13 protein-coding genes are annotated in these 17,162 nt (G+C 62.6%); 10 read left to right on the top strand and 3 right to left on the bottom strand.

What is annotated here, in order from left to right; genetic code table 11:
- Window positions 1-95: 95 nt before the first annotated feature.
- The 4 genes from BUA36_RS21400 to BUA36_RS21385 are packed head-to-tail and all read left to right on the top strand — an operon-like array spanning window position 96 to window position 6,139.
- Window positions 96-1,247, top strand: coding sequence for an efflux RND transporter periplasmic adaptor subunit (locus tag BUA36_RS21400; RefSeq protein ID WP_072787358.1), 1,152 nt, complete (start codon window positions 96-98; stop codon window positions 1,245-1,247).
- Entirely contained in the window at window positions 1,240-4,359 is a 3,120-nt protein-coding gene (locus BUA36_RS21395) for an efflux RND transporter permease subunit (RefSeq protein WP_072787357.1), read from the top strand. Before BUA36_RS21400 ends, BUA36_RS21395 begins: the two co-directional genes overlap by 8 nt.
- Window positions 4,356-5,810 (top strand): efflux transporter outer membrane subunit, encoded by a 1,455-nt coding sequence (locus BUA36_RS21390; protein ID WP_371851478.1) that lies wholly within the window; start codon window positions 4,356-4,358, stop codon window positions 5,808-5,810. The genes BUA36_RS21395 and BUA36_RS21390 overlap by 4 nt, the downstream gene beginning before the upstream one ends.
- Window positions 5,807-6,139 carry a hypothetical protein gene (locus BUA36_RS21385; RefSeq protein WP_139260659.1) on the top strand — a complete coding sequence of 111 codons (333 nt, stop codon included), beginning with the start codon at window positions 5,807-5,809 and terminating at the stop codon, window positions 6,137-6,139. Before BUA36_RS21390 ends, BUA36_RS21385 begins: the two co-directional genes overlap by 4 nt.
- Here the strand turns inward: BUA36_RS21385 and BUA36_RS21380 are convergent.
- Window positions 6,102-7,112 (bottom strand): LacI family DNA-binding transcriptional regulator, encoded by a 1,011-nt coding sequence (locus BUA36_RS21380; protein WP_208861917.1) that lies wholly within the window; start codon window positions 7,110-7,112, stop codon window positions 6,102-6,104. The two genes, BUA36_RS21385 and BUA36_RS21380, sit on opposite strands and share 38 nt — an antisense overlap.
- A 95-nt stretch (window positions 7,113-7,207) precedes the next feature.
- Between BUA36_RS21380 and rimO the strand changes: the two genes are divergently transcribed.
- From rimO to hisC, 5 genes are all read left to right on the top strand, one after another.
- Window positions 7,208-8,599 carry a 30S ribosomal protein S12 methylthiotransferase RimO gene (gene rimO / locus BUA36_RS21375; protein WP_072787354.1) on the top strand — a complete coding sequence of 464 codons (1,392 nt, stop codon included), beginning with the start codon at window positions 7,208-7,210 and terminating at the stop codon, window positions 8,597-8,599.
- A gap of 81 nt (window positions 8,600-8,680) precedes the next feature.
- Complete coding sequence (locus tag BUA36_RS21370; RefSeq protein ID WP_072787534.1) at window positions 8,681-9,529, top strand: creatininase family protein; 849 nt, start codon at window positions 8,681-8,683, stop codon at window positions 9,527-9,529.
- Window positions 9,526-10,746: a YncE family protein gene (locus BUA36_RS21365; protein ID WP_072787353.1), complete on the top strand. Its 1,221-nt coding sequence runs from the start codon at window positions 9,526-9,528 to the stop codon at window positions 10,744-10,746. The genes BUA36_RS21370 and BUA36_RS21365 overlap by 4 nt, the downstream gene beginning before the upstream one ends.
- Window positions 10,743-11,912 carry a cystathionine beta-lyase gene (locus BUA36_RS21360; RefSeq protein WP_072787352.1) on the top strand — a complete coding sequence of 390 codons (1,170 nt, stop codon included), beginning with the start codon at window positions 10,743-10,745 and terminating at the stop codon, window positions 11,910-11,912. Before BUA36_RS21365 ends, BUA36_RS21360 begins: the two co-directional genes overlap by 4 nt.
- Entirely contained in the window at window positions 11,909-12,967 is a 1,059-nt protein-coding gene (gene hisC, locus BUA36_RS21355; protein WP_072787351.1) for a histidinol-phosphate transaminase, read from the top strand. Before BUA36_RS21360 ends, hisC begins: the two co-directional genes overlap by 4 nt.
- On the opposite strand, the gene BUA36_RS21350 is transcribed toward hisC, so the two are convergent.
- Window positions 12,948-14,339, bottom strand: coding sequence for an MFS transporter (locus tag BUA36_RS21350; RefSeq protein WP_072787350.1), 1,392 nt, complete (start codon window positions 14,337-14,339; stop codon window positions 12,948-12,950). The genes hisC and BUA36_RS21350 overlap by 20 nt on opposite strands.
- A gap of 3 nt (window positions 14,340-14,342) precedes the next feature.
- Window positions 14,343-15,248 carry a TauD/TfdA family dioxygenase gene (locus BUA36_RS21345; RefSeq protein WP_072787349.1) on the bottom strand — a complete coding sequence of 302 codons (906 nt, stop codon included), beginning with the start codon at window positions 15,246-15,248 and terminating at the stop codon, window positions 14,343-14,345.
- 237 nt (window positions 15,249-15,485) lie between these two features.
- Between BUA36_RS21345 and BUA36_RS31555 the strand changes: the two genes are divergently transcribed.
- On the top strand, window positions 15,486-17,117 hold the full coding sequence (locus BUA36_RS31555; RefSeq protein ID WP_072787348.1) for a methyl-accepting chemotaxis protein: 1,632 nt from the start codon (window positions 15,486-15,488) through the stop codon (window positions 17,115-17,117).
- The last annotated feature ends 45 nt before the right edge of the window (window positions 17,118-17,162 follow it).

The raw sequence follows: 17,162 nt of genomic DNA, 5'->3' as shown, positions 1-17,162 counted from the left end.
GTATAGCAGTGCCGGCGCAGGCCTTTTCTGAAGAAGAATTCAGGATGCGGTGCAGCAAATTTACTTAACATGCTCGCACTAAGGAGGGTACCGCCATGACAACAACAACAACTCTGAAAAACTTCTATCTGCCGTGTGCACTGGGCATCGCTGCCTTTGCGCTGACCGGGTGGAGCGTTTACGGCTTGCAGGCCAGGGAAGCCGCTGCGCCGCAGCCAGAACCCGCGCTGGTGCATGAAGGCGATTTGCTGCGCCTGCCGCAAAAATCGCCATTGCGACGTTCGCTGGTGGTGCAGGCAGTGGCCGATCAAACCGTGCAGGCGCCGTTCATTTTGCCGGCGGTGGTGGAAGCCGATCCCGCGCGCCTGGTGAAGGTATTGCCACCGCTGGCGGGACGCATCGTTCGCCTCAACAAGCAGCTTGGCGATGCCGTGCAAGCTGGCGAGGTGCTGTTCGTGATCGACGCACCGGATTTCGCGCAAGCCAACGCTGACGCCACCAAGGCGCAATCGGCCCTGACGCTGGCGCGCCGCAACCTGGAACGCCAGCGGGAACTGGACAAGTCGGACATCGCCGCGCGCCGCGACCTGGAGCAGGCGCAGAGCGACTATGAGCAGGCCGCCAGTGAAGCGGCGCGCGCCAATGCGCGTTTGAGCCAGGCCGGTGGCGCCGGTGCTGGCGGTACTGCGGTTGCAGGCGGCAAGCTGGCCGTGCGTTCGCCGATCCCGGGCCGCGTGGTCGCGCTGGCCGCAGCCGAAGGCGGTTATTGGAACGACGCTACCGCACCGCTGATGACGGTGGCGGATCTGTCGCGCGTGTTCGTCAGTGCCAATGCACAGGAAAAGGACTTGAACCAGCTGTACGTCGGCCAGCAGGCGGCGATCCGGCTGGACGCCTACCCGGAGCCGTTGAAAGGGCAGGTCGGCTACGTCAGCGAGATGCTGGACGCGGATACACGTACGGTCAAGGTGCGTATGCCGTTCGATAATCGCGATGGACGCCTCAAGCCAGGCATGTTTGCCGAAGCCACGCTGCTGGCGCGCGCACACCCCGGCATTGTGGTGCCGATGTCCGCCATCATCCAGAACGGTTTTGCCAGCCGCGCTTTTGTGGAAGTCAAGCCGTGGCAATTCCAGCCGCGTGAACTCAAGCTGGGCGCGCAGATCGGTGAACAGGTGGAAGTGCTGTCCGGCTTGAAAGCAGGTGAGCGTATCGTGGTCAAGGATGGAGTGCTGCTGAATGATTGAACGTCTGGTCACCCTGTGCTTTAACCGGCGCGGCATCGTCTCGCTGATTTTCCTGATGGTGGCGTTGTACGGCGCTTACTGCTGGACGCAGCTGCCGTTGGAAGCTTACCCGGATATCGCCGACACCACCTCGCAGGTGGTCACGCAAGTCAATGGTCTGGCCGCCGAAGAGGTGGAGCAGCAGATCACCATTCCGCTTGAGCGCGAGATCATGGGGACGCCGGGCATGCATGTGATGCGCTCGAAGTCCACCTTTGGCCTGTCGCTGATTACCGTGGTGTTCCAGGACGGTGCGGAAGACTACTGGTCGCGCCAGCGCCTGCAGGAGCGTATTGCGGGCGTCAGCCTGCCGTATGGTGCGCAGCCTGCGCTTGATCCATTGACCTCGCCGATCGGCGAAATCTACCGCTACACGCTGGAGTCGAAAACGCGCGATCTGCGCGAACTGTCGGAGCTACAGCGCTGGAAGGTGATTCCACGCCTGAAGCAGGCTGCCGGCGTTGTTGACGTCAGCAATTTCGGCGGGCTGACCACGCAATTCCTGCTTGAGTTTGATCCGGCCAGGCTGTCCAAGTACAACCTGTCGCTGGCGCAGATCACGCAAGCGATTGCCGCCAACAACGCCAATGCCGGCGGCAGCGTGCTGACGCGCGGCGAACAAGGCCTGGTGGTGCGCGGCGTGGGCCTGATCCACAGTCTGGATGACCTGGGCAATATTGTCGTCACGCAGAAGGATGGCGTGCCGGTGCTGGTGAAGGACCTGGGCAATGTCACGCTCGGCAATCAGGAGCGCCACGGTGTGCTGGGCAAGGACCATGTGTCGGATACCGTCTCCGGCATCGTGCTGCTGCTGAAGAACGAGAATCCGTCGCGCGTGATTGCCGGCGTCCATGAAGCCGTGCAGGATCTGAACGACCACCTGCTGCCCAAGGATGTCAAGGTCGTACCCTATATGGACCGCAGCACGCTGGTGGACGCCACCGTGCACACCGTCGGCAAGACGCTGATTGAAGGCGTGGTGCTGGTGACGCTGGTGCTGGTGCTGTTCCTCGGCAGCCCGCGTGCGGCGCTGATTGCGGCTGCGGCGATTCCGGTATCGCTGATGATCGCCTTCATCCTGATGCACCACTTTAAAATTCCGGCGAATCTGCTGTCGCTGGGCGCAATCGACTTCGGCATCATTGTGGATGGCGCGATTTTCGTGCTGGAGAATATCCTGCGCAAACGCGAAGAGCAGCCGGAAGGCCTGATGTCCGGCCAGGCCGCGCTGAAGGCCACGCTGCAGGTGATGCGCCCAACCTTCTTTGGCATGCTGGTGATTATGATTGCCTACTTGCCGCTGTTCGCCTTCCAGCGTATCGAGTACAAGCTGTTCTCGCCGATGGCGTTTGCCGTGGGCTTTGCCCTGCTTGGCGCGCTGCTGATGACGATGATGCTGATACCCGGCATGGCGTTCTGGGCTTTCCGCAAACCGCGCAAGATTTTCCATAACCCGTTGCTGGAATGGCTGATGCCGCGCTACGAAGCGCTGTTGCAACGGCTGGTCGGCAAATCACGGCTGGTGCTGGTCCTGGCCGGCGCAACGCTGGCGGGCGTGATCCTGCTGGGCGGCGCTATCGGCCGCGACTTCCTGCCGACGCTGGACGAAGGCTCGATCTGGCTGCAAGTGACGCTGCCGCCTGGTATCTCGCTGACCAAAGCCACCCAGATGGCCGACGCGCTGCGCGAAACCACGCTGAAAGAGCCGCAGGTCGCCCACGTGGTGACGCAGCTGGGCCGCAATGACGAGGGGACGGACCCGTTCACGCCATCGCATATCGAGTGTGCGGTGACGCTGCATCCCTATAGCGAGTGGCCGTCGGGCATGAGCAAGCAGGATCTGATCGACAAGCTGGCCGCGCGCTACCGCGAGCTGCCGCGTACCGACGTCGGTTTCTCGCAGCCGATGATCGACGGTGTGCTGGACAAGCTGGCTGGCGCCCACAGCGATCTGGTGGTCAAGGTCTATGGTGAAGACTTCCACCAGACCCGCAAGCTGGCCAGCGCGGTCGAGCATCTGCTGCGCACCGTGCCGGGTGCGGAAGATGTCATCATCGACCAGGAACCGCCGTTGCCGCAGGTGCGGATTGATGTTGACCGCGCGGCGGCCGCACGCCTGGGCATCAACGTGGCCGACGTGATGGCGCTGATCCAGACCGGCATCGGCGGCAGCCCGGTGGCGCAAGTGTTTGTCGATGACCGCAGCTACGACGTGGCGGCGCGCTTCAGCGGCAACACCCGCAACAATCCGCAGGCGATTGGCGATCTGGTGCTGAATGCCGCCAACGGCGCACACGTTGCGCTGGCGCAGGTGGCGCATATCCGTCTGGCGGAAGGCGAAACCACGATTACCCGTGAAATGAACCGCCGCCACCTGACCGTGCGGACCAATCTGCGCGGCCGTGACCTGTCGTCCTTCCTGGAAGAGGCGCAGTCACGCATCGAACACGAAGTGGCTTACGACCATGCGCGTTACCAGATCACCTGGGGCGGCCAGTTCGAAAACCAGAAGCGTGCGCAGGCGCGTCTGGCGGTGATTGTGCCGGCGGTACTGGCGCTGATGTTTGTGATGCTGTTCTCCGAGTTCGGCAACCTGCGCCAGCCTGGCCTGATTCTGCTGGCGGTGCCGCTGTCGCTGCTGGGTGGCCTGGTCGCCCTGCAAATGCGCGGGATGACACTGAACGTGTCGTCGGCAGTGGGCTTCATCGCCTTGTTTGGCGTCTCGGTGCTGAACGCGGTGGTAATGCTGGCCAATCTGAACCGCTGGCGCAAGCTGCTGCCGGACGATCTGCGCACGGCGGTCATCAACGGTGCCCGCGAGCGTGTGCGTCCGGTGCTGACCACCGCCACGGTAGCCGCCTTGGGCCTGGTGCCGGCGGCGCTGGCCCATGGCCTGGGCAGCGATGTGCAGCGGCCGCTGGCCACGGTGGTGGTCGGCGGACTGGTGACAGCCACCGTGCTGACGCTGGTGCTGCTGCCAGCCTTGTATTACCTGATTGAAGATCGTGTCGCGCGCCGCGCCGGCCCGGACGGCAAGGTCACGCTGGATGCGATGGAAGGAGATAACGTATGATGAAAAAGCTTGTTCCCACTGCGCCAGCTGTGGCGGCGGCGTTGCTGGCTGCATCACTGGCCGCCTCGCTGACTGGCTGCGCTGCCGGTCCTGATTTTGTCCGTCCCGCTGCGCCAGCCGTGGACCGCTACACGGCAGAGGCGCTGCCCGAAGTGGCTGACCAGCGCTATACCCTGGGACAGGACGTGCCATCACAGTGGTGGACGCTGTTTGGCTCCGATGAACTGAACGCGCTGGTCGAGGCAGCGCTGGCCGCCAACCCGGACCTACAGGCGGCCGAAGCAGGCCTGCGCGCGGCACGTGAAACCGCTGCCGCACAACGCGGCACGCTGTGGCCAAGTGTCGATCTGCATTTCCAGCCGACGCGCCAGAAGATCGCCAATCCGTTGGCCAGTCCGGCCGCCTCGGGCGTCAGCCTGTACTCGCTGCATACGGCGCAGCTGAACATCGGCTACACGCCGGATGTCTTCGGCGGCTCGCGCCGTGCAATGGAGGCCGTCGATGCGCAAACCGACGTGACGCGCTTCCAGCGCGACGCCGCACGGCTGTCGCTGACGTCCAACCTGGTGCTGGCCGCGATCACCGAGGCTTCGCTACACGCCCAGCTCGACGCCACGACGGCCTTGGTGGAAAACGCCCGCCAACAGCTGGACGCGGTACGCAAGCAGCAAGGGGCGGGGCAACTGGGCGCTGCGGACGTCGCTGCGCAGGAAGCATTGCTGGCGCAGATGGAGGCGACGCTGCCGCCAGTGGAAAAACAACTGGCGCAGCAGCGTGATCTGCTGTCGGTGCTGGCTGGCCGCCTGCCAGGTGCGGGCGTGACGCAGCGTCTGGCGTTTGCCGCGCTGCGCTTGCCGGAGCAGCTGCCGCTTAGCCTGCCGGCACGATTGATCGAGCAGCGCCCGGACATCCGCGCAGCCGAAGCCGAGCTGCATGCGGCCAGTGCGCAGATCGGCGCCGCCAAGGCGGCGCGCTTGCCGGATATCTCGCTGTCGGCGACCCTGGGCAGTGCGGCGCTGAGCACGGGCACGCTATTCAAGGCCGGCAATGGCTTCTGGAGCATTGGTGCGGACCTGGTACAACCGCTGTTCCATGGCGGTGCGCTCAAACATCAGCAACTGGCGGCCGAGGCAAGCTACGACCAGGCCGCGGCACAGTACCGCAGCGTGGTGCTGACGGCGTTCCAGGACGTGGCCGATACGCTGCATGCGATTGAAGCCGACAGCCGCTCGCTGCGCGCATTGGCCTCGGCTGAACAGGCGGCCGGCCGCAGCCTGGCGATAGCCCGGCGCCAGTGGCAGGCGGGCGCCGTGGGCCATCCAGTGGTGCTGCAGGCGGAGCAGGCATACCAGCAGGCGCTGCTGGCGCGCATACAGGCGCAGGCCGTACGCTACGCGGACACGGTCGCGCTGTTCCAGGCATTGGGAGGTGGCTGGCGGGAGGATGCATGAGAACCGCGATGCTGATGGCGTGGATGCTGTCCGGTTGTGCCGCCGTCTATGACAGCGTCTACAACTACGAAGAAGGGTGGCGTGATGCCGTGGTGGAAAGCGTCGCGCCCGACGCGGCGCAGCTGGCGCAGGCCAGCGTCGATTGTCGCCGCATAGTGCCGCAAGGGCGCTATGTCTATGTGCGCTACGAGTCGGCACTGCGGCCCCGGCATGCCGTTGTGGCGGTGCCGGAGAACGTGGAGGTACAGGTCGGTCAGCGGGTGTATATCAACATCCGCGACTGCAGCCAGGCTATTGTGCCGGAGGCGCCACCGAGCCGCGACGGGTAACGGTGACCGGGAAATCGCGCGTGATCTCGTGCCGGGTGCCGTAGCAGATGTTGAGCAGCCAGCGCACCGCATTTTGCGTCAGCTGCTGCATCGGGATGTGCACCGAGGTCAGGCCCGGCGACGAGAATTCTGCCGAGTAGTCATCGTCGTAGCCGACAATCGAAACGTCGTTCGGCACGCGGACGCCGGCGCGGTGGAAGCAGGACATGGCGCCCACCGCCATTTCATCATTGGCGCAGAATAGGCCCGTGAACTGGCGGCCTTCGTTAATCAACTGCTGCGTGGCGCCAAAGCCGCCTTCGCGCGAGAAGTCCGATGGAATCTGGCGCACCGAATCGCGCGCGATGCCGGCGCGCTCCAGCGCATCAAAGAAGCCATGCAGACGTTCCTCATTGTCCGAGGTGCCGACCGGGCCGGAGATTACCGCCAGCTGGCGATGACCCGCGTCCAGCAAGGTGCGGGCCGCCAGTTCACCGCCGTGGTAGTGGTCGGGGCAGAACGAGGACGACTCCAGCTCCAGGCTGCGGCGGTTCAGGAACGCCATCTTTGGATGCATCTTGTGCAGCATCTGCATGTCTTCGTCCAGCAGGTCGTGGCCCAGCACGACGATGCCGTCGCAATCGCGGCCGATCAGGAACTTGACCGCTTCAATCGCTTCGTCGCGAGGCGTGCCGTCGCCGCAGCCGGTGGCCACCACCACGTGGCGGCGCATGGCGCGCAGTTCAATGTCGGTCTGTTTGAGGATGGTGCCGTAGTAGGCGCCGAAGAAGGAGGGAGCGAAAATGCCGATCATGCCCAGTGACTGCGCCGATAGCGAGCGGCCGATGGAGGAAGGGCGGAAATTCAGCTGTTCGATGGCGGCTTGTACTTTTTTCATCGCCTCGGCCGATACCGGGCCGGCGCCTGAAATGGCGCGCGATGCTGTCGACATGCCTACACCGGCGAGCATTGCGACGTCTTTCAGTGTTGCCACACAATCTCCTATAGAAAAGAGGGCGTTAAGCCACTATCCTAACATGGTATAATGTTCGATTGCTCGTAATTCTTGTGACGTTTTAAGCAACCATCATGCAATCGCAACCACTCTCTCGTCTTCCCAAGCCAGCCGCCGGCGCGCCAGCACCTAAAGTGGGCTTTGTATCGCTCGGCTGCCCTAAAGCGCTGGTCGACTCCGAACAGATCCTGACCCAGCTGCGTGCAGAGGGTTACGAGACCGCCAAGTCTTACGACGGCGCCGATCTGGTGATCGTCAATACCTGCGGCTTCATCGACGCCGCCGTGCAGGAATCGCTGGACGCCATCGGCGAAGCGCTGGCTGAAAACGGCAAGGTGATTGTGACCGGTTGCCTGGGCGCGAAAAAAGATGCCGACGGCTCGGACCTGATCACCAAGATCCACCCGAAAGTGCTGGCCGTGACCGGCCCGCACGCACTGGGCGAAGTGATGGACTCGGTGCACCTGCACCTGCCGAAGCCGCACGAACCATTCATCGACCTGATTCCACCGCAAGGCATAAAGCTGACGCCGAAGCACTACGCCTACCTGAAAATTTCGGAAGGCTGTAACCACCGCTGCTCGTTCTGCATCATTCCATCGATGCGCGGCGACCTGGTGTCGCGTCCTATCGGCGAGCTGCTGCTGGAAGCGGAAAACCTGTTCAAGTCGGGCGTCAAGGAACTGCTGGTGATTTCGCAGGATACCTCGGCCTATGGCGTGGACGTCAAGTTCCGCACCGGTTTCTGGAACGGCCGTCCGATCAAGACCCACATGACGCAGTTGATGGAAGCGCTGGGCGAACTGGCCAAGTCCTACGGCGCCTGGGTGCGTATGCATTACGTCTACCCATACCCGCACGTGGACCAGGTGATCCCGCTGATGGGCGAGCACGTTCTGCCTTACCTGGACATCCCGATGCAGCACGCGCACCCGGATGTACTGAAGCGCATGAAGCGTCCGGCCAGCGGCGAGAAGAATCTGGACCGCATCCTGGCATGGCGCAAGATGAACCCGAACCTGACCATCCGTTCGACCTTCATCGCCGGTTTCCCGGGCGAGACCGAAGCGGAATTCGAATACCTGCTGGACTTCCTCAAGGAAGCGCAGATCGACCGCCTGGGCTGCTTCGCCTATTCGCCGGTGGAAGGCGCTACCGCCAATGAACTGGCCAATCCGGTGCCGGAAGAAGTGCGCGAAGAGCGCCGCGGCCGCGTCATGCTGCTGCAGGAAGAAATTTCGAAAGCGCGCCTGAAAGCCAAGGTTGGCAGCACCGTGCGTGTACTGATCGATGAAGTCAACCGTACCGGTGGCGTCGGCCGCTCGGCCGCAGACGCGCCAGAAATCGACGGTGTGGTGTACGTCAAACCACCGTACGAGCCGCATAAAAAGCTGGTTGTCGGCCAGTTCGTCGATGTGCAGATCACTGCGTCGGACGCACACGATCTGTGGGGCGCAGCGCTCTAAAGACGAATTTAACGATTCATCTACTATAATAAAGGCGGACCAGCGTACTACGCGGTCCGCCTTTATCATTTTTAGATGCTTATGCCTGACTTGAAAATCCCGGCGGCGTTGGCCGCTTGCTTGCTGGTAGGCGTGCTGGCGCGGCCCGCGGTTGCGGCCGAAGCGCCGCTCATGCTGGAAGAAATGACCAGCACAGAACTGCGCGCCCGCATCGACGGTGGCGCCACCACCGCCATTATTCCCATCGGCGGAACGGAACAAAGCGGTCCGTATATCGCGCTTGGCAAACACAATGTCCGCGCCGTGGCGCTGGCGAAGATGATTGCGCAAAAGCTGGGCAATGCCGTAGTGGCCCCGGTCGTCTCTTACGTCCCCGAAGGCAGCATCACGCCGCCCGCTGGCCATATGCGCTTTGCCGGCACGCTGTCGATACCCGAACAAACCTTTGAAGACTTGCTGGTGTCAACCGGCCAGAGTCTGCGCCAGCACGGCTTCCGGCACATCGTGCTGATTGGCGACCATGGCGGCTATCAAAAAAGCGAGACCAAGGTTGCGCAGCGCCTGAACAAGGCCTGGGCCAGGGACGGCAAGGCTAGCGCCCTGGCGCTGCTGGCTTACTACGATGTCACGCAAGACGCTTATGTGGCGGATCTGCAAAAGCGCGGCTACAGCAAGGCCGAAATCGGCCTGCATGCCGGCCTGGCGGATGCGGCGCTGATGCTGGCCACTGATAAATCCCTGGTGCGCAGTGACGCGCTGGCGCGCGGTCCTTCGCCGACTGTCGAGCAAGGTGTGCGTGGCGATGCGCGCCGCGCGACGGCCGAACTGGGCAAACTGGGCGTGCAGCGCATCGTCGATACGTCGGTGGCTGCGATTACTGAATTTGCGGCGCATGGCGCGCCATCCACTTCTGTTAAAGAATCCAAATGAAACCATCTACCAATCGCATCGTTTATGCGGCCCTGGCCGCCGCAGGTCTGATCGCCGCCGGCACGCTGCTGGCCGCCGCCACTGCGCCCGCCGCCGCACCAGCCGCTGCACCGGCCAACGTCTATGCCGGCATTGCGCCATCCAATATGAGCCCGGCCGTGCGCGACCACCTGCCGCGCGTGTATGTGCCTAACCTGCGCTCCAACGACGTGTATGTGATCGACCCGGAGAGCATGAAGGTGGTCGACAAGTTCAAGGTTGGCGTCGGCCCGCAGCACGTGGTGCCGGGCTGGGACCTGCAAACGCTGTGGGTTGCCAATAACGCCGAGCGTACCAACAAGGGCAGCCTGACGCCGATCGATCCGCGCACCGGCAAGCCGGGCCAGCAGATCCCGGTGGATGATCCCTACAATATGTACTTCTCGCCGGACGGCAAATCGGCCATCGTGGTGGCGGAAGCCCTGCACCGCCTGGACTTCCGCGATCCGCACACGATGGCGATGCAGTATGCGATCGACGCGCCGCAGTGCGGTGGCATCAACCATGCGGACTTCTCGCCGGACGGCCGCTATGCCATGTTTACCTGCGAATTCAATGGTTCGGTGACCCGTATCGACCTGCAAGCGCGCAAGGTGGATGGCTACCTGAAGCTGTCCATGCCGACCACGCGCTTCTCCGAGAAACCAACCATTGATGATGTACTGGCCAGCGAAGTGTGCACCTCGAAGAAGGGCATGCCGCAGGATATCCGCGTTTCGCCGGATGGCAAGCGTTACTACATCGCCGACATGGATGCCGACGGCGTGCACATCGTCGATGCGGCCAGCTTCCAGAAGGTTGGCTTCATCCCGACCGGCCTGGGCGCGCACGGCCTGTACCCGAGCCGTGATGGCACCAAGCTGTATGTGGCCAACCGCGGCACTCACAAGATCCACGGCAAGCGCAAAGGCAAGGGCAGCGTGACGGTGATCGACTTCGCCACCGAGAAAGTGATCGCGACCTGGCCGATCCCTGGCGGCGGCAGCCCGGACATGGGCAACGTCAGCGCCGATGGCAAATATCTGTGGCTGTCGGGCCGCTTTGACGATGTGGTGTACCGCATTGATACCAGCAACGGCGACGTCAAGCAGGTCAAGGTTGGCCAGGAGCCGCACGGCCTGACCGTCTGGCCGCAACCGGGCCGCTACTCGCTGGGCCACACCGGCAATATGCGATGAATACCAGGAAGTCGCCGCAAACAGCGCTGATCCACTCGGATTACCAGGCGCCGGAAGGCTTCGCGGCTTTTCCGGGGGCGATACACCATGCGTCCACGGTGCTGTTCAAGAACGTGGCCGCCATGCGTTCGGGTGACTGGAAAGAGAAAAACTCTTATACCTATGGCCTGCATGGCACGCCGACCACCTTCACGCTGGAGGCGCGTCTGGCGGAGATCGAGGGCGGCGAGCAGTGCCTGCTGGCGCCCAGCGGACTGGCGGCGATTTGCATGGTTGATTTCGCGCTGCTGAAATCGGGCGACGATGTGCTGTTGCCGGACAATGTCTATAACCCGAACCGCGAGCTGGGTCGCTGGCTGTCGGCGGACTTCGGCATCACGGCACGCTATTACGATCCGCTCATCGGCGAGGGCATCGCCGCACTGATCCAGCCGAACACAAAGCTGATCTGGACCGAGGCGCCCGGCTCGGTGTCGATGGAAGTGCCGGACCTGCCGGCCATCTGCAAGGCCGCGCACGAGCGAGGCGTGCTGGTGGCGCTGGATAATACCTGGTCGGCAGGCCTGGCGCTGCGCGGCTTCGATCTGGGTGCGGACATTGTGATGCAGGCGCTGACCAAGTACCAGTCCGGCGGTTCCGATGTGCTGATGGGCGCCGTCATCACGCGCGACCGCGATCTGCATGACCGTATCAGCCTGGCGCATATGCGTCTGGGTCTGGGTGTGGGCGCGGATGATGCCTACCTGGTGTCGCGTGGTTTGCCGACCATGCGTTTGCGTTTTGACGCGCATGACGCGGCGGCGCGCAAGCTGGCGGCATGGCTGCAAGGGCGGCCGGAGATCAAGCGTGTTCTGCATCCGGCCTTCCCGGACTGTCCCGGCCACGAGACGTGGAAGCGCGACTTTAGCGGCGCCGGCGGCTTGTTCTCGGTGATCTTCGACGAGCGTTATACGGAAGAACTGACCGACCGGTTTGTCGACGCGCTCAAGCTGTTCAAGATCGGTTTCAGCTGGGGTGGTCCCAACAGCCTGGCGGTGCCATATCGTATCCAGCACATGCGCAAGAACTGGCAGGACAAGGGCACCCTGGTGCGCTTCAACGTCGGCCTGGAAGACGTGAGTGATTTAATCGCCGACATCGAGCAGGCATTTGGGGAAATGCCATGAGCAGGTTCTGGAGCAAAGTGGTAGACGGCCTGACGCCTTACACGCCAGGCGAGCAGGTACAGATGCCCAACCTGGTCAAGCTGAATACCAACGAAAATCCCTACGGCCCGTCGCCCAGGGCGATTGCGGCGATGCAGGCGGCCGTGGGTGATGGCTTGCGCAAGTATTCCGACCCGTCCAATGCCGGTTTGAAGGACGCGGTAGCGCGGCGCTTTGGTCTGACACGTGAACAGGTCTTCGTCGGCAACAGCTCGGACGAAGTGTTGGCGCATACCTTCCACGCCTTGCTCAAGCATGAACTGCCGCTGCTGCGGCCAGACATCAGCTACAGCTTCTACCCTACCTATTGCAGCCTATATGGGATCGAGTCGCTTGAGCTGCCGCTCAATGAGCGCTTTGAGGTTGATGTCGCGGACTACCATCGTCCTTGCGGCGCCATCATCATAGCCAACCCGAACGCGCCGACCGGCATCGCGCTGCCGCTGGCGCAGATCGAGGCGCTGCTGCTAGCCCACCCGGATCAACCGGTGGTGATCGATGAAGCCTATGTGGACTTTGGCGGCGAAAGTGCCGCTGCGCTGCTGGACCGCTACGATAATCTGCTGGTGATCCAGACCTTGTCGAAATCGCGTTCGCTGGCCGGCCTGCGGGTTGGTTTTGCGTTGGGTCATCCAGACTTGATCGCAGGCCTGGAACGGGTGAAGAACAGCTTTAACTGCTACCCGCTGGGCCAGGTGCAGCAGGCCGGTGCGATTGCCGCGCTGGATGACGTGGCGTACACGGAACAGACTTCGCAAGCCATCATCGCCAGCCGCACGTGGCTGACATTGCAGATGCAGGCGATGGGATTTGACGTGCTGCCGTCGCACGCCAACTTCATCTTCACCCGCCACCCGCAGCGCGATGGTGCGCAACTGGCGGCGGCGCTGCGCGAGCGCGCCATCCTCGTGCGCCATTTCAAGTCGCCGCGCATCGACCAGTTCCTGCGTATCTCCATCGGCACGGACGAAGAGTGTGGCAAGCTGGTGGACGCGCTCAAGGCGATACTGGCCTGACTTTCAGACGCGCGAAACTGACGCAGGCGCCGACGGCGGCAAACACCGCCGCCACGGCGAGCGCAGTCACCGGCCCCGCAGCGTGCGCCAGCATGAAGCAGCCGGCCACGGTGGCAGCGCCGGTAGCCTGGCCCGTGAGTCGCGCCGTGGCCACAATGCCGCTGGCGCTGCCCGCGCGCGTGAGCGGCGCACTGCTCATGATGGCTTTCATATTCGGCGCCTGGAACAGGCCAAAGCCGACGCCGCACACTGCCATGCGCCAGATGATCGCGTAGTCCGACGCCGCCGGCGGCAGCAGGATCAGCGTCACCACACCGGCGCACAGTAGCAGCAGGCCCGCGCCGCAAAGCGCGCCGGCGGTGTAGCGTTCACTGAGCCGGCCTGCAACAGGCCCCATCACCGCGACCATCGCGGGCCACGGCGTCATCAGGAAGCCGGTTTCGATCGGTGAACGGCCCAGCGCTTCAAAATAAAACGGCAACGAGACGAAAGCCGCGCCCTGTACCGCAAAGGTGCACACGGCCGTCAGCGCGGACAGCGTGAACACGGGGATGCGAAACAGATCGACCGGCAGCAGCGGCGCGCTGTGGCTGCGCTGACGCCGCAGCAGCAAGGCGAAGCACACCACCGCCACGATCAGCTCGGGCACCCAGCGCTGCGGCGATGCGCCGTGCGCGCCCTCGGCAAACAGCAGCACCAGGCTGCCGAAAGCGCCAACGTTATAGGCTGCGGCCAGGTGATCGAAACGGTGCGTGCCGCGCGCGTTGTCCGGCACGGCGCCGCGCGCCACCAGCCACGCGGTCAGGCCGAACGGGACGTTGATCGCGAATAGCCAGGGCCATGATGCGACCGACAGGATCAATGAACTCACGGTCGGGCCGACAGCAAACGCCACCGCCACCACCAGCGCATTGGTGCCAAAGCCGCGGCCTTGTAGCGCCGCCGGGTAAATGGCACGCATCAGCGCCGTCGTCACCGCCATGACGGCACTGGCGCCCAGCCCCTGTACGAAGCGCGCCGCTACCAGCGATGGCAGCGACCACGCCAGCGCGCAGCCTAGCGAGGCGGCGGTGAACGCTACCAGTCCGCCGATGAATACGCGCCGGTAGCCAGCGATTTCACCGAGCGCGGCAAACGGCAGCAGCGTGGCCACCATCGCCAACTGATAGATATTCACGATCCACACCGATGCCGCAGGCGTGGCTTGCAGCTGCGCTGCCATGGCGGGCAGCGCGGTGTTGGCGATGGCGGTGTCCAGCGAGGCCATGGCCACCGCAGTCATGACGGCGAGCATGGCGCGGAAGCGCGGGCCGGCAGCCAGTCCATCCTGTGGCGCGGTGGTGGGCGTGGTGGAGGCGATGAACGCCGTCACGGTTTAGTCCCGCACCACGCCGGATGGGCCGATGCGCTGTGCATTCGGCACGTCCGACATGCGGATACGGATCAGGTGGCGGCGTTCGTCGCTATAGGTGGTGCGGCCGTGCAGCATGCGATGGTTATCGGCCAGCATCAGCGTGTCGGTCGGCAGCTGCTCCATGAAGCGCGGGGCTTCCTGTTCAGCGACGCAGTTCATGATTTCCAGTGCTTCTTCCAGCGCCGGGCTGCTCAGGTCCGGACGTGCTGCCAGGCCTTTCATGATGGCGTCATAACGCCAGCGCATGGTGAAGCGGTCGCCGTCGCGTTTTGGCGGGCCGAAGACTGGCGCCGTGAAGACTTCAATATTCTCATCGCCCGCCGCGTACACGGCCGGCACACGGAACGGAACCTCTACCTTGCTCAGCAGCTCGAACGCCGCCGCGCCCTCCGGTGTGCGGTGCAAGGCCTGATAGATAGCTTCTGCGTCGATCAGGATCGAATGGCCGCCGTCGCAGCGGGCCGCATTGACCACGTAAAGAATGAACTGCTCTTCCGGCATCGGGTAGAACGATGAATCGGTGTGCATGTCGGCGCTGCCCACGCGTTCCGAGAACGTGACGAAGCGGCCATCGGCGCCGGTTTCCGGACGGGCCCTGACGTCCCAGGCCACGCGGCCGGTACGCTGGTCGGTGGAGGTCGGATACCCCAGCATCAGCGTCAGCGCGTACAGCGCGGCGTTGCGGCGATCCTCGGGGAGTTCGTGCAGGCCCAGATTGCGCAGCACCACACCGTTCGCGCCCAGCTTGCGGATCTGCTCACTCAATTTGCGCAAGGTGGCGACTTCCTTGAGTTCCTCACGCAGCGCCACTTCGTCCGCGTGGGGATAAAAGCCATTATCGTTAAAGCTATCAAAACGCTTATTCAATAGCTCAAAAATAATATTAAGATCATTACCCCATGAAAAATCTGTTGTAGCCAGGCAGATATTGCCTTGATATTCAATCGATGACAGCATGATTACCTCTAAAGTCTTTTGTGATCGCTATTCTATTGGAATACACTGGCTATGTTTGTTGTATTATTGGGTGAATAAAATGCTTATATTTTTATTTGAAGAAAATATTTTTATATTTTATAGAACGATTATCGGGGAGAGATGGAAATGAAGCAATTGACTGAATTACCAGTCGCAACCAAGCTCAGCCTGGCCTTTGTTGCGGTATTGCTCATGACTACGATTGTTGGGGTTTTCTCAATATTCGAGCTATCAAAGGTGAATGAAATATCGACACGCTTGTCATCGCGCTGGTTACCCAGTGTGCGGGTAATTGAAGATATTAAATCGCAAGTCGCGCGTATTAGAACCAGGGAATTGCAATATATTATTTCCACAGATCCATCTGAATTAGATAAATATGACAAGGTAATCGCTGCCGACCTTGTTGATTTACAAAAAATGCAAAAAGATTATGAGGCGTTGCTGGAATCCGCAGAAGAAAAACAGATGTATGGCCAATTCGTCGAGCAATGGGAACGCTATATGGCGGAAGATGGCAAGATCCGCGCGGCGGTGCGTGCCGGTGACACGGAACTGAGCAAGAAGCTGATCCGGGGCGAGTCGAATAAACTCATCGTCTCGCTGCGCGGACAGGTCGACAAGCTGGTGGACTTCTACAGCAATGGCGGCAAGGCGGCAGCGGAAGAAGGTGTGCTGCGCTATGCCTCGTCGCGCGTATGGATCATTTCGCTGATGGTCGGCAGTGTGGTGCTGGGCGCGGTGGGCGCGATGCTGATTACGCGCAGTCTGATGCGCGGGCTGGGCGGCGAGCCGACGTATGCCGCCGATATCGTCAACCGCATCGCCGCCGGCGATCTGTCGGTGCAGGTCGAAGTGCGCGATGGCGATGAGCATAGCTTGCTGCATGCAATGAAGATGATGCGTGACAGCCTGGCGAAAATCGTCACCGACGTGCGCGGTTCCACCCACGTTATTGCCTCGGCGTCGGACCAGATCGCGGCCGGTAATCTGGACCTGTCATCGCGCACCGAACAGCAGGCCAGTTCACTGGAGGAGACGGCGGCATCGATGGAGGAGCTGACCTCCACGGTGCGACAGAACTCCGACACGGCGGCGCAGGCCAATCAGCTGGCCGGTTCCGCGTCGAACGTGGCGCAGGCCGGTAGCGATGTGGTGGGCCGCGTGGTGGATACGATGGAATCGATCAATGCCTCGTCGCGCAAGATTGCGGACATCATCACGGTCATCGACGGCATCGCCTTCCAGACCAATATCCTCGCGCTCAACGCTGCGGTGGAAGCGGCGCGCGCTGGCGAGCAGGGGCGCGGCTTTGCGGTGGTTGCATCCGAGGTGCGCAACCTGGCGCAGCGCTCTGCGGGCGCCGCCAAGGAGATCAAGGAATTGATCGGCAACTCGGTCAGCCAGGTGGAAGAGGGCAGCAAGCTGGTGGCGGAAGCCGGCACCACGATGGACCAGGTGGTGGCCAGCGTGCGCCACGTGACGGACCTGATTGCCGAAATCACCATGGCTGGCAAGGAGCAGAGCACCGGCATCGAACAGGTGAACCAGGCCATTGCGCAGATGGATACGGTGACCCAGCAGAACGCGGAGCTGGTGCAGCAGGCGGCAACGGCGGCGCAAAGCATGCAGGAGCAGGCCACGTCGCTGGCGCAGCTGGTGAGCGTATTCCGTCTCAGCGCTCATGAGGAAAACGCCTTGCGTCCGCCGTCGCTGTCGCATGCCGCACCACGCAGGCTCTCCTTGTCTTCGCCCTAGACCGCATTTTTGCTATACTGTATAAAAACACAGTGTAGCGAGGCG

The sequence above is a fragment of the Duganella sacchari genome (assembly GCF_900143065.1).
In the GTDB taxonomy this organism is placed as follows: domain Bacteria; phylum Pseudomonadota; class Gammaproteobacteria; order Burkholderiales; family Burkholderiaceae_D; genus Rugamonas; species Rugamonas sacchari.
Note: the sequence above shows the minus strand (reverse complement) of the source record. Positions and strands in the feature narration are given on the sequence as shown.